The sequence below is a fragment of the Spirosoma profusum genome, from assembly GCF_014699005.1.
GTDB classification, from domain to species: Bacteria; Bacteroidota; Bacteroidia; order Cytophagales; family Spirosomataceae; genus Spirosoma; species Spirosoma profusum.
On the sequence record NZ_JACWZY010000020.1, the window covers coordinates 123,453 to 136,422 of the forward strand.

General features: G+C 46.7%; 11 protein-coding genes. 3 read left to right on the forward strand and 8 right to left on the reverse strand.

The window, feature by feature from the left end:
- The first annotated feature begins 151 nt into the window (after positions 1–151).
- On the forward strand, positions 152–850 hold the full coding sequence (locus IC229_RS21685) for a hypothetical protein (protein ID WP_190889114.1): 699 nt from the start codon (positions 152–154) through the stop codon (positions 848–850).
- Positions 851–858: 8 nt separating this feature from the next.
- Here IC229_RS21685 and IC229_RS21690 read toward each other — a convergent pair whose 3' ends face one another.
- From IC229_RS21690 to IC229_RS21720, 7 genes are all read right to left on the reverse strand, one after another.
- Complete coding sequence (locus tag IC229_RS21690) at positions 859–1,164, reverse strand: GNAT family N-acetyltransferase (protein WP_190889115.1); 306 nt, start codon at positions 1,162–1,164, stop codon at positions 859–861.
- 165 nt (positions 1,165–1,329) lie between these two features.
- Positions 1,330–2,763, reverse strand: a complete 1,434-nt coding sequence (locus IC229_RS21695) for a TolC family protein (RefSeq protein ID WP_190889116.1) — start codon at positions 2,761–2,763, stop codon at positions 1,330–1,332.
- A complete protein-coding gene (locus tag IC229_RS21700; RefSeq protein ID WP_190889117.1) occupies positions 2,756–5,956 on the reverse strand; it encodes an efflux RND transporter permease subunit in 3,201 nt (1,066 codons plus the stop codon). The genes IC229_RS21695 and IC229_RS21700 overlap by 8 nt, the downstream gene beginning before the upstream one ends.
- Positions 5,957–5,985: 29 nt before the next feature.
- Positions 5,986–7,074 (reverse strand): efflux RND transporter periplasmic adaptor subunit, encoded by a 1,089-nt coding sequence (locus IC229_RS21705; protein WP_190889118.1) that lies wholly within the window; start codon positions 7,072–7,074, stop codon positions 5,986–5,988.
- 68 nt (positions 7,075–7,142) lie between these two features.
- The gene (locus IC229_RS21710; protein WP_190889119.1) at positions 7,143–7,436 is read right to left on the reverse strand and encodes a hypothetical protein; all 294 of its coding nucleotides are present in this window, start codon (positions 7,434–7,436) and stop codon (positions 7,143–7,145) included.
- Positions 7,437–7,760: 324 nt separating this feature from the next.
- Positions 7,761–8,309, reverse strand: a complete 549-nt coding sequence (locus IC229_RS21715) for an NADAR family protein (RefSeq protein WP_190889120.1) — start codon at positions 8,307–8,309, stop codon at positions 7,761–7,763.
- A 26-nt stretch (positions 8,310–8,335) separates the two neighbouring features.
- On the reverse strand, positions 8,336–9,097 hold the full coding sequence (locus IC229_RS21720; protein WP_190889121.1) for an NrtR DNA-binding winged helix domain-containing protein: 762 nt from the start codon (positions 9,095–9,097) through the stop codon (positions 8,336–8,338).
- Positions 9,098–9,291: 194 nt separating this feature from the next.
- On the opposite strand from IC229_RS21720, the gene IC229_RS21725 reads away from it, so the two are divergent.
- Positions 9,292–10,914 (forward strand): carboxylesterase/lipase family protein, encoded by a 1,623-nt coding sequence (locus tag IC229_RS21725; RefSeq protein WP_190889122.1) that lies wholly within the window; start codon positions 9,292–9,294, stop codon positions 10,912–10,914.
- A 179-nt stretch (positions 10,915–11,093) separates the two neighbouring features.
- A complete protein-coding gene (locus IC229_RS21730; RefSeq protein ID WP_190889123.1) occupies positions 11,094–11,447 on the forward strand; it encodes a hypothetical protein in 354 nt (117 codons plus the stop codon).
- A gap of 176 nt (positions 11,448–11,623) precedes the next feature.
- Here IC229_RS21730 and IC229_RS21735 read toward each other — a convergent pair whose 3' ends face one another.
- Positions 11,624–12,895 carry an asparagine synthetase B gene (locus IC229_RS21735; RefSeq protein ID WP_190889124.1) on the reverse strand — a complete coding sequence of 424 codons (1,272 nt, stop codon included), beginning with the start codon at positions 12,893–12,895 and terminating at the stop codon, positions 11,624–11,626.
- Positions 12,896–12,970 lie beyond the last annotated feature (75 nt).

Below are 12,970 nucleotides of genomic sequence, written 5' to 3' on the forward strand. Positions count from 1 at the left end.
CTATTTTAGTGAGTGGTTTAATAGTCAACGTAGCGCTGGGCATCTGGCACAGTTTCCTTACCACACGGGCAAGCAGTTTCCGCGATTGGATAAATAGGTAATCGATCAAAATTTCTAACCCAGCAGCCCCTTTTTCAGTTAGTAAGGCATTATGGTTGCTGCCTTCCTTATCGCCTGCAATTTGCTGGTTGCCAGCAATGATACGTTAACACCGGCCGATTCGGTACGTCTAAAACGGCCAAAATTGGCTCCGGCCTTCAATCTCGATTTTCGTGATTCATTTCTTGAGCGGCAACATGTCAACGTATGGGGCGTAAATGCCGGTATTCAGTTTGGGATTAAACGACATCAAATTACGCTTGGGTATTACTGGATTAACTACGCTACGTATCTGCGCCTGATCGACTGGCGACGGGCGGCCTCCCGACGTATCAACCTCGATTATTACACCCGCTCCGATATGTGGTTTATGAGCCTGCTGTACTGGTTCAATATCACCAACAATCAAAAATGGCAAGTTAGTTTACCTGTCGAATTGGGCGGTGGAGTGGCTAATGCGATTCCGTTAAATCTCCGGGAAGAAACGCCAAGAGACCGCAACCGAAAGGATTTTTTTGTGCCATTACAAGCGGGAGCTTATGCGCAGTGGCGCGCTACCCGCTGGGTTGGACTTAGCGCGCAGGTAGGTTACCGACTCTCCGTTTTTCAGACGGCCATCGATCAAAACTTTAACGGCACCTATTACAGCATAGGTATTACCATCTACCCGACCATAGCTATTGACCTCTGGCGCTGGATACGTAAAGGCGACCGGATTTCGCCCATTCACCCTCCGCAGCCTCGAAAGTAGTCAACTCGCTAGAAATCATTGACAGAATGCGTAGTAGAAACCACTCTGTTCCAGTCGGGATGCCGTTTCAGGTAGGCCGCTACGAACGGACAGAGCGGCACAATTTTAATGTTGTGATCTTCAACGTAATGCAGTACGCCTTCCACCAGTTTCGATCCTACACCGCGACCTTCCAGGCTGGGGTCTACTTCGGTGTGCGTCAGAGCTAACGTATCGTCATCTACTTTGTGATAGGCAACAATGGATAGTTTGCCATCGGTTTCTAACTCGAAACGGTGTCGTTGTGGGTTGTGCTGAATGCTGGAGGATTCCATTACGTTAGGATATTTGTTAATCTCACTACGTAAAAATGGGGCTGCTTGTTCAATTTAGACGTAGTAATTGGAAGAAAACCCTTTATCGATTTGATTGGTAAACACGAAAAACGCTTACTGTCATATCAGTAAGCGTTTTTCTGATAACAACGTAGCGTTCCGGAATTATCTCCAGCCGCCACCTAATGCCCGGTACGTATTGACAACGGCGTTCAATTGTTGCATTCGCGTTTCAATAAGTTCCATTCTGGCATCCAATACGTCGCGCTGGGTCAGCAACACCTCCATGTAATCGGCTCGGGCCGAAGTGAATAGCTTGAGCGATATATTAGTAGACTGGGTGAGCGCCTGGACCTGGTTTGTTTTCATGACGTACTTTTTATCCAGGTTACCCATATTCGACAACTGATTGACCACTTCGATGTACGCCCGCAAGACAGTACGTTCGTAATCGTAAACGGCTTGTATTTGCTTGGCGCTGGCACTTTTGTAGGTGGCCGAGATGGCATTTTTATTGACCAGCGGCCCAACTAAATCGCCTAATAACGACGCAAATAATGATTCGGGCAGGTTTGCCAGATAGATTGGGTTGTAGGCCATCACGCCCAACTCGGCTGTAAGACGTAGTGAAGGGTAGAAATTGGCTCTTGCTACAGTCACATCGATCTTGGAAGCTTGCAGCCGCAATTCAGCTTGTCTGACATCCGGGCGATTCTCCAATAACTGTGTGGGCACACCAGGCTGAACTTTAGCCGGTGTCAACGTACCAAAATTCTGGGAATCACGCTGTACGGGTTGTGGAAACCGTCCAACCAGAAAATTAATCCGGTTTTCCGTTTCGACAATCCGCTGCTGAATTTCGTATTGAAGACTTTGTGTTTTATATACTTCGGCCTCAAACCGACGTACCGCCAGTTCAGTTACCTTGGCCGCTTCCTTTTCCTGCTTGGTAATAGAAAGGGCATTGTTCAGGATGACAATGTTTTGCTGAATTATACTCAACTGATTATCAAGCGACATCAGTTCGTAATACGAATTGGCGATTTCGGAAACCAGGTTAGTAATCTGGAAGTTTCTCCCCTCAACAGACGCCAGATAATTGAGAACAGCCGATTTCTTCGCATTACGCAGTTTGTGCCAAATATCAACTTCCCAGCTGGCAAAGGCCCCAAAGTACGTATTGGGTAAAACAGCGGGTGTTGCTTTGCCAGGTTTGATCTCCGATATTTCATCGCTCGCCCCCTTACTGGTGTAGCGGGACACTTTTTCAGCGCCAGCTCCACCGCCTAACGTAACAAACGGTTGGTATTCCCCTTGTCGGGCCAGCACTTCGTTACTGGCAAGTTGAATTTCCTGTAATGTAATATTTAGCTCCTGATTGTTATGCAAAGCCGTATCAATCAGGGCTGCCAGATTGGGGTCCGGAAAATACGTCCGCCATGCCGACCGTGCGCTATTTGTCGAGTCCTGCGAGTTGTTATAACTCGCAGGCACTGCTCTATTTTCTGTTTTCAGTGCCAGCCGAGGTGCATTACAGCTGGCACTCATCAGGGCAATAAGTAGTATACCTAACCCCTTCGCTATTAATCTATTAGTCATTGATTTCGCTTTCTTCAGGTTGGGGGAAAAGATCTACTGAATGAACCAGATTATCGGTAAGCGAATCATCTTCTTCACCCTTAATCAGGTTACGGCCATCGGCCAGACTGCCAAATATGTAGTACAGGCCGGGTATGATGATAACCCCGAAAATGGTGCCGAACAACATACCACCCAGCGACGAAGCACCGATGGTTCGGTTACCAATTGCGCCAGCACCCGTGGCAATAATCAGGGGAAGAAGCCCGGCTACGAAGGCGAATGAGGTCATCAGAATTGGTCGGAAACGAACCCTGGCTCCTTCAATGGCTGCGTCCAGAATCGTTGCGCCCTGCTGGCGTTTCTGAACAGCAAACTCAACGATCAGCACGGCATTTTTACCCAGCAAACCAACCAGCATAATCAGACCGATCTGAGCGTAGATGTTGTTCTCCAGCCCCATCAGTTTTAGCACTAAGAATGAACCAAAAACCCCAACCGGCAGCGATAGCACTACCGCCATCGGAATGATGAAACTTTCATACTGAGCGGCCAATACCAGGTAAACGAAGGCCAGTACAACCAGGAAGACGTACAGCGACTCATTACCCCGGATAGATTCGTCATAGGAAAGTCCTTCAAACGCAATATCATAGCCTTTTGGCAAACCCTTTGCCACTTCCCGAATGGCTGCAATGGCTTCGGCGGTAGTGTATCCCTTCGCCGGAAGTCCCTGAATAGCAGCAGAATTATACAGGTTGAATCGAGTGATTTCGTTAGGACCCTGGCCTTTTTTAAGCTTCATGAAAGCGGAGTAAGGTACCATTTCGCCCGCATCATTCTTGACAAACAGTTTCAGCAAATCGGACGGGAGCCTTCTGTAACCAGGGTCAGACTGGACGTACACCTTGAAAAACTGGTTGAACTTAGTAAAGCCCTGTTCGTACGTACTACCAATCAGGATATTGAGATTATCCATCGCTTTGCCGATTGATACGCCTTTCTGCATCGCTAGATTGTTGTCGATTTCCAGTTCGTACTGCGGATAGTTGGCAGCAAAAAAGGTAAATAGACCCGATAATTCTTTCCGCTTACCCAGATCGGCCATGAATTTCTTATTGATTTCATCAAAATCACGGTAGTCGGTATCAGTGTTTTTGTCGAGCAAACGCATCGAGAAACCGCCTGACGTACCAAATCCAGGAATAGCCGGTGGTTCAAAGAATTCGATAGTAGCGCCAAGGCCCTTCGATTTCCCCTCCAATTCTTCCATGATTTCCTTCACGTTCTGCTCCCGATCCGACCAGGGTTTCAGGTTAATCAGACACGTACCAGCGTTGGAACCCCGCCCTTCGGTCATAATCTCGTAACCAGCCAGCGAAGAGATGGATTCGATACCTTCAACGCCCTTACAGATCTTCTGAAGGCGCTGAGAAACCTGGTTGGTTTTTTCCAACGTAGTACCGGGGGGCGTCTGGATAATGGCGTAAATCGTACTCTGGTCTTCATTCGGAATAAAGCCGGCGGGCAGAATTTCATTCTCGTAAGCTATGCTCAGACAGAATCCCCCTAATATGAGGAACGTCAGAATTCTGCGGTTGACGATCAGTTTTAACAGACTAACGTAGCGGCCGGTCAGTTTATCAAATCCCCGGTTAAAACTATCCAGGACGCGGGTAAGTATGTTTTTCTTTTTGGCTTTACCATGATTATTTTTCAACAGCATGGCACACAATACAGGGGTGAGCGTCAGCGCGATCACCCCTGAAATCACAATGGAGCTTGCCATCGTAATAGAGAATTGCCGATAGAACGTACCAACCGGACCCGACATAAACGAAATAGGTACGAATACCGCTACCATCACCAACGTAATGGCGATAATGGCCCCGCTAATTTCACCCAACACCTTTTTTACTGCATTGTAGGGGGTTATATGCGCGTCTTCCTCAAACTTAGCGTGGACAGCTTCGACTACCACAATCGCGTTATCCACCACAATACCGATGGCTAACACTAAAGCAAAGAGCGTAATCAGATTGATGGAAAGCCCAAAAAGCTGCATCACGAAAAACGCACCAACCAGCGATACCGGAACCGCCAGAATCGGTATTAAGGTAGATCGCCAGTCTCCCAGGAAAATGAAAACGACAAGGGCAACCAGAATAAAGGCATCCCGCAACGTATGCGTTACCTGTTCGATAGACGCGTCCAGGAACTGAGAAACGTCGTAGCTGATTTTATAGTCCACGCCCGGCGGAAAGGAGGCTTTCATTACGTCGAGCTTCGCTTTCACTTCTTCAATTACATCACGGGCATTACTGCCGTAGTTCTGACGTAACACAATAGCCGCCGAGGCATTCCCATCCAGGTTGGAATAGATATTAACGAATTCACTACCCAGTTCAACGCGGGCGATATCCCTCAGGTGTATGCTTTCCCCTTCGGCATTGGCCCGGATAATGATACTTTCATACTCTTTTGGGTCACTGTATCGTCCTTTATAAGTAAGCACATATTCCAGCGACTGAGCCTCAATACCAGAGCTTTGCCCAAGCCGACCCGGCCGACCAATGATACTTTGCTCGCCCAGCGCCTTCATAACTTCCTCGACGGAGATGTTATAGGCCCGCATCCGGTCAGGGTTTAGCCAAACACGCATGGCATACCGTCGACTACCCAAAATCTGTGCCCTGGCTACGCCTTTGGTCCGCTGAATTTCAGGGATCATTTTAACTGTAGCGTAGTTAAACAGAAATTTTTCATCAATAGTCTTTTCCTTGGAATAGAGGTTGATGTACATCAACATACTAGGCTGGATGGGCGTGATGATAACCCCCTCTCGTTGAACCAGTTCGGGCAGTAGCGGCATCACCTGGTCAACCCTTGTCTTTACCCGAATAACGGCATCGTTCGGGTCTGTACCGGGTTCAAAAATAATCCGGAGGGTAGCTTCACCGGCGCTGGTGGCGTCGGTCGCTATATATCGCATGTCCTGTACCCCGTTGATGGCCTGTTCCAGCGTAATCAGCGTGGATTTCACCAGTACGTCGGCACTGGAGCCGGGATAGTCGATAAATATGTTTACCGTTGTGGGAGCAATATCCGGGAATTGAGAAATAGGTAATTGCTTGATAGCCAGTACGCCAATAAACACTATCATCACCGAGATGACAATAGCAAATACAGGTCTGCGTATGAATTTACTAAACATGGTCTCTGCAGATTAAGATAATGAGTGTATTACTCGGCGTATAATTCCAAATTCGAAATAACAGACTGAGGCTGAACGAATTTGGCATGTATCTTTTCATTTTCCTTCACCTGACGTAAGCCTTCGAGCAGGATTCGGTCATTTTTATTCAGGCCGGATTTAATCACAAAAATGTGCGGCAGTTCTGCTGCAATGGTAATTTCCCTCGACCGAATCTTATCGTCTTTGTCCAGCACATAGACATACTTCTTTTCGAGCACTTCAAAGGTTGCTTTTTGTGGAATCATCATGGCACTTTTAAGCGGCAGCGTCATCTGAATATTACCGGTTTCACCGTGTCGTAAAAGCCCTTTGGGGTTAGGGAACGTAGCACGAAAGGCGATGTTGCCGGTTTCATTATTAAAATCAGCCTCAATGGTTTGAACCACACCGGGATGACCGAAAACCTGATTGTTCGCCATCAGGAGATTGACACTATTCATATTTTCCTCCTGAGCGTGGGTTTTATAGTTCAGATACTCGGCTTCCGGTACGTTGAAATACACCCACATTTTGCTGTTGTCGGAGAGCGTAGTCAGCAGATCGCCTTCATTAACCAGACTTCCCAGCCGTACCTGAAAATGATCCATAATGCCATCGAATGGGGCTTTTACCTGCGTAAATCCCAGATGAACCTGTGCCAGCGACACTTCAGCTTTTGCCTTGTCCAGCTTGGCTTTGGAGAGCGCCAACTCATTTTTCGACACGATGTTGCTGTCAGCCAGCAACTTGGTGTTTGCGTATTCAACGCCCGCAAAATTGGCTTCGGCTTCAGCTTTTTGTAGTTCTGCCTGATATTGTACAGGCATAATCTGGAACATGAGCTGTCCCTTTCGAACGTACTGGCCTTCGTCCACAAAAATTTTCTGTAGATAGCCTTTCTCCAGCGCCCTTAATTCAATGTGCTGAATGGAGTGAATCTGGCACACGAACTGATTGGTGATCGTGGTGTCCTTTTGTAGCGGATTGGTAACCTGAAATTCGGTTTCTTCTTCCTTTGCTTCTTCCTTATGCGAGCAGCTTGTAGGCCCTACTAAGGCGCAAGCACTCATTAGCATGAGCACGAGAACTCTTTTCATGATTTGTTTATTGTTGGTTGTCACAGCGTAGTATGGTAGACCACCAAGGGGTTTTGAAATTCAAAAAACTACTGTTTTGCAGGGGGATGCTGAACGAGAACTTGCTGGTTTGGAGGTGCATTGGGCACTGGTTCATACCGACGAATAAGGCTGTCTTTCAATTGATTATCACGCTGACAATCTGATAGTTGTTGTCGCCAAACCGTCGTATCTATCGGGCGGACTGCGTTGCCGAATTCATCTTCGTAAACACTCAGATGGCGACTTTTTTCATACAGCAAAAATGCGTTGAACGCCAGAGAAAGAGCCAATGCCAATCCAAAGCCGTAGAGCAAAATCAAGGGGAAACTCCGGCGTTGCATAGCTTAATGTTGAGTTACTTTGAGTCAAAGCAAACACCCAGACATTAAAATGACATGAGAAGCAAATTAGAAGATATTAGAAAAGTCTATTTACAGCATTTTTTTCATTATATGATCGCCATCCTATATCAACAAAATACTATTTTTTATCCTTAAGAGGCAATAAATAATAGCTTTAACAATTATATAGTGTGATAATTGTTGGTACTAAATCGGAGTCACCAAAACAGAGGTAAGTCCCACAAAATCAGGCAAGCTAGACCGAATGGGACAGATGTTCACTATACTATTCTGTGCCAGATAAGTTTTATAATCAATGTAGAATCACATTTTAATCATATCTCTAACTTCCATCAACGCAAAACCAAGCAGATTCAGGCCATCCCAACGTTTAGGATTTTCCGCTTTTTCGCTGTCAGCCGCTAAACCGATACCCCAGATTTTATCTACTGGACTCGCTTCTACCAGTATTCTTTCTTTTGTATTGAGTAAAAATTCTTTCAGATCTGGATGCTGACTAAACTTCTGTAAACTACCCTGAACCACGATCTCAAAGCGCTTGTCGTTCCAGGTAGCCTCATCGAAGTTACGCACTTGTCTCCCAAATATTTTGGCTTCAGCTGGCGATTTGGCAGCAATGATTTTGGTATATACTTCTTTATCGCCAAATAAGAGTGCTTTTTGAGCCATCATCCAATGTTCAGCCGTATTATACCTGACGTTGTCGACTATAAATGGCGAAGGCCACCACTGACTAAAGCAGGAAGCCGTTAAATCACCGCTTTTGCTTTTTTGATGACCCCAGAAGAAGAGAAACTTGAGTCGTTTTCCTCGTTCAACATTCTCAATAAGCCAAGCCAAACTGTATGTCATCTGAATATTTTGAAAAAGTCTTGCATTTAAGACCGGGCTTTTTCAGGCGTAAAGCGGTAGAGATACGGGGCTTTGTGTGCGCCCCCACTGTATTTTTTCTCCAGCCTTTCCAGAATTTCGGAGCCCAGTATTTTCCGTTGGAAACCGGATCGGTGTAGTTTTTGCCCTAAAATCGTTTCATAAAGATTCTGCAATTCGCCCATTGTAAACGTTTCGGGTAACAGTGGAGCCGCCCATCGGTTAAAACTAATCAGGTTGTGATCGAGGCTGATACGTAGCGTTTCCAGCGCCTTTTGAACCATAACCCCGTGGTCCTGCATCAGCGAGGGCAACTTCACAAAATCGTACCAGCCGCAGGTATCTGATAACACATCGGGGGTTGGAATCGCCTTGGTAAAGTCGACCAGTGCGTAATATCCTATTGATACAAAACGACGTAACAGCCAATGGTCTTCTGCCGATGTCAGCCCCTTGGCCCGCATGATTGCCGTCATGGGTGCTTTAGCCGCATCGTAACGTGCGTAATCGCCGAATACGTAAAACTGCTCCAGATAAATATCGTGTAATCCGGTACGTTCAACCAGAATTCGACGGGCGGCATCATTCAGATTTTCGGTCGTATGGATAAATCCACCCGGCAAAGCGAATAAGTCTGTATTCTGATATTCCAATAGTAAAACCTTCAACTGACCTTCGTGAAATCCGAAAATCACCAGGTCGATGGCTAGCCCCGGCAAAAATCCCTGACCAGTTGGGTTGCTTACTTTAGGAATCGGTGGTTCAGCCATGCGGTTCATTTTTAGGGCAATTAACAAAAATTTGCTACTGTGAAGCGAACATACTATTATTGTAACAAATTGATACAATAACAATCCGATATTTTTCAACCGAACGTACCAGCCTGTTTCTAGTGGCTAATACATACGATTTTCAACCACTAAGACAGCCAATACAAGGTGTTACGTTCAAATCCGCAAACCCTATGAAAATTACGTTTCTTCTTTGTCTACTTATGATTCAGGCAGCACCCGCCGTTCTGGCTCAGTCCAAACCACAAGCCAAAACCGTCAATGGCATGGTGGAGGGCGTTACCGAAGCAAGTGGTATTCGTGCGTTTAAAGGTGTTCCGTTTGCGCAGCCGCCAGTGGGTGACTTACGCTGGAAAGAACCACAGCCGGTTAAAAACTGGCAGGGCGTTCGTAAAACCGACCATTTTGGTCCTCGCGCTATGCAACGGCCCATCTTCGGCGATATGGGTTTCCGTTCTGATGGCATGAGCGAAGATTGCCTCTACCTGAATGTCTGGACACCCGCAAAATCGGCTAATGAGAAATTGCCGGTACTCGTTTATTTCTATGGCGGTGGCTTTGTAGCGGGCGACGGTTCCGAAGCTCGTTACGACGGTGAAAGCATGGCGCAGAAAGGAATCGTAGCGATTACAGTCAATTACCGGCTGAACGTATTCGGCCTTTTCGCACACCCTGAACTCACCAAAGAGTCTCCGAATCACGCATCGGGTAACTACGGCTACATGGATCAGGCGGCTGCGTTACATTGGGTTCAGCAGAACATTGCGGCCTTCGGTGGCGATCCTAAAAAAGTAACGATTGCCGGTGAATCGGCTGGTTCGATTTCGGTAAGTGCGCTGATGGTATCACCTCAGTCAAAAAACCTGTTTGCAGGTGCTATCGGCGAAAGCGGTTCACTGCTGGGTGGACTGCCACCAATTCCGCTGACTAAAGCTGAAGAAACAGGCGTTGCATTTGCTAAAACGGCGGGCGTCAATACGTTGGCAGAATTGCGGGCGATGCCTGCCGATAAGTTGCTCGAAGCTACGGCTAAACCGGGTGTTCCCTGGTTTTCATCAACCATTGATGGTTATTTCTTCCCCAAACAACCAATCGAAATTTTCGAAGCCGGCGAGCAGTCGCATGTACCGCTGCTTGTTGGCTGGAATTCGCAGGAAATGGGCCATCAAGCCCTTTTAGGTAAAGAAGCTCCTACCGCCGAAAATTACGCTAGTGCTGTAAAAAAATTGTACGGTGAGAAAGCGGATGAAGTCCTGAAACTGTATCCGGCAAGCAACGAAGAAGAAGTGTTACAAACAGCAACCGATTTAGCCAGCGACCGTTTTCTGGCTTACAGTACGTGGAAATGGGCTGATATGCAAGCTAAAACCGGCGGCAAACCCGTTTATCGATATTACTATTCTCGCCCTCGTCCGGAAATGAATGCTGCAATGGGTAATGCAACCGCTGGTTTAGCTGGTGGGGTTGTAAAAGGAGACGGACAACCGGCTCCCAAACGCCAACCTGATCGGGGTGCTGTTCATTCGGCTGAGATCGAATATGCGATGGGCAATCTGGCGAGCAACAAAGTGTATGCCTGGACACCCGACGATTATAAAGTCTCGAAAACAATGCAGGAGTACTTTGCTAATTTCATTAAAACGGGCAATCCAAATGGCTCTGGATTACCGAACTGGCCTGCCGCCAACAGCGGAAATAGTGTTCAGTATATGCAGATTGACGTAAACACACGACTGGAAACCGAGAAAAACCGGGGCCGCTATCTCTTCCTCGACCAGTTTTACAATAAGAAATAGAACGTAGCAGATTAAGCTTTCAGTATTACGTTTAACAAGGTTCGGGACTAGTTTCCGAACCTTGTTTATTTGGGGAGCTCAGTATAACGTAGCGTTATCCATACTTATATCGTCGATAAACGTATCATTTATTGCACCCGAATTCATGTATTCGGAACGTATCAAAAATCAATCTGTTTATGAAAATCTTTCTTACGCTTTGCCTGAGTATGTTTATCGTTTCGAATACTATGGGACAACTATTTGTCAATGACATCCCTATCGATACGCTCAATACACCCTTTTGCCAATTAATATGCGAAAATGCAGAACCATTATCGAAAGCGCGCATACTGATTGACTTTGGGCAGTCTTTCGTTGATAATGGTATAAATCGCCAGAAATTTATGGATGCAGCCAAGAAAGCGATTACGTTCAATTCAAATGTCGATGCGTTGAATTTTATGGTTCGGCACGGCTGGGAACTGGCATCCTTCAAAATGCGGGGTGATAAATTCATCTACTTGTTGCAGCGAAAAAAGCGGCCTAATTAGTGTTTACTACGTTATAAAAGTAATGGTCCCGGAACTGATACGTTCGTTCCGGGACCATTTGTCGTTTTTGTCATGCTGACGAAGGAAGCATCTTAAATTTCCCTCACGTATGAGTAAGGATGCTTTAAGATGCTTCCTTCGTCAGCATGACAAGAACGCATGAAAAAAACGTAGTGCTACGTCTTGCGTTTTTTCTTCCGGGCGGATGGAAACAGTACGTTGTTCAGGATGAGCCGATAACCGGGCGAATGCGGATGCAGATTCAAATCGGTTGGGTTACGGAAGCCACCCCCACCCCGGAGTCCTTCAGGGTCATGACCACCGTAAAACGTCCACTGCCCCCGACCCGATTCGCCGTAAATATAGCGATGCGACGATTTTCCCTCTCCCATCACTAAACTACTCGCCTTCACAGCCCCTTTGCGGAAAGCCGTCGTCTGACCAAAAAACTCTCTAATTACGTTTTCGTGATTTTGCGTCAGCATAGCCGGAATAACGTCCCATTTTGCCGAAAAATTAAACAACTCAAAGAAGCCGCCAGGTTGGTCGTAACCGCGTCCGGCTGAGGAATTGATGTCGGAGAACGTAGAGAATCCTCGGTAACCATTGTCGGATTCAAGGTTGAAGTTGCCAAAGGCGAATGTTCTGGTGAAGTCGAGTTTTTCCTGCGCATTCGGGTCAATGCCATCGCCATCGTAACTGCTGCCCACAATGTCGACACCTTCAGCGGCCAGCGCAATATCGAGAGTTTCGGCGGCTGAACACATGGCAAACAGATAGCCACCACCTGCACAAAACTCTTTAATACCTTTAGCCACAGCCAATTTCATCTGTGATACCTTCTGAAAACCATATTTGTGAGCAATGTCTTCCTGCGCTTTGATATCGGCTACCGACTGACGATGCATGTTACGTCCGAATTGACCCGTAAAATCTTCGTGGTGTAAATGAAGCCAGTCATATTTGGGTAAATCACCCTTGAGGATCTCCTCATCATAGACAAGCTCATATGGAATTTCGGCATACGTGAGCACCAGCAGCACCGCGTCTGTATTTTCGAACTCGGCCGGCCCTACTTTCACCGGCGAATACACCACAATTTTAGCCGCTTTCTGGAGTTTCACTACGTCCATATTGACGTCGGGATTTGACAGTTGCCGACGTATCGACTCCGCATTAGAGTCGGAAATGGTCTCAAACGAAACTCCGCGTACACGGCACTCTGTTTCGACCGCAGCCGTCTGTTTTGTCATAAAACTTCCACCCCGATAGTTCAGCAGCCATTCAACCTCCGCATCGTCTTTCAGCACCTTATAGGCGATTCCATAGGCTTTCAGGTGATTTGACTGTTGATCATCCATCGGAATCAGGACGAAATTGGCCAAAATGGGCGTGGCCTGACAAAGAATAGCCAGGAGTATAAGCAGAAAAGTTAGGTGCTGTTTCATTACGTACCTTATTTTTGATCCAAGACTCACGCGAAGGCGTCCCATTCAGGCTAAGTTAGTACAACCTGAAGTTTC

Bases quoted from the DNA above. Each gene is read 5' to 3' on its own strand.
- IC229_RS21685 (WP_190889114.1), top strand. From the start codon at position 152: ATGGTTGCTGCCTTCCTTATCGCCTGCAATTTGCTGGTTGCCAGCAAT.
- IC229_RS21690 (WP_190889115.1), bottom strand. From the start codon at position 1,164: ATGGAATCCTCCAGCATTCAGCACAACCCACAACGACACCGTTTCGAG.
- IC229_RS21695 (WP_190889116.1), bottom strand. From the start codon at position 2,763: ATGACTAATAGATTAATAGCGAAGGGGTTAGGTATACTACTTATTGCC.
- IC229_RS21700 (WP_190889117.1), bottom strand. From the start codon at position 5,956: ATGTTTAGTAAATTCATACGCAGACCTGTATTTGCTATTGTCATCTCG.
- IC229_RS21705 (WP_190889118.1), bottom strand. From the start codon at position 7,074: ATGAAAAGAGTTCTCGTGCTCATGCTAATGAGTGCTTGCGCCTTAGTA.
- IC229_RS21710 (WP_190889119.1), bottom strand. From the start codon at position 7,436: ATGCAACGCCGGAGTTTCCCCTTGATTTTGCTCTACGGCTTTGGATTG.
- IC229_RS21715 (WP_190889120.1), bottom strand. From the start codon at position 8,309: ATGACATACAGTTTGGCTTGGCTTATTGAGAATGTTGAACGAGGAAAA.
- IC229_RS21720 (WP_190889121.1), bottom strand. From the start codon at position 9,097: ATGGCTGAACCACCGATTCCTAAAGTAAGCAACCCAACTGGTCAGGGA.
- IC229_RS21725 (WP_190889122.1), top strand. From the start codon at position 9,292: ATGAAAATTACGTTTCTTCTTTGTCTACTTATGATTCAGGCAGCACCC.
- IC229_RS21730 (WP_190889123.1), top strand. From the start codon at position 11,094: ATGAAAATCTTTCTTACGCTTTGCCTGAGTATGTTTATCGTTTCGAAT.
- IC229_RS21735 (WP_190889124.1), bottom strand. From the start codon at position 12,895: ATGAAACAGCACCTAACTTTTCTGCTTATACTCCTGGCTATTCTTTGT.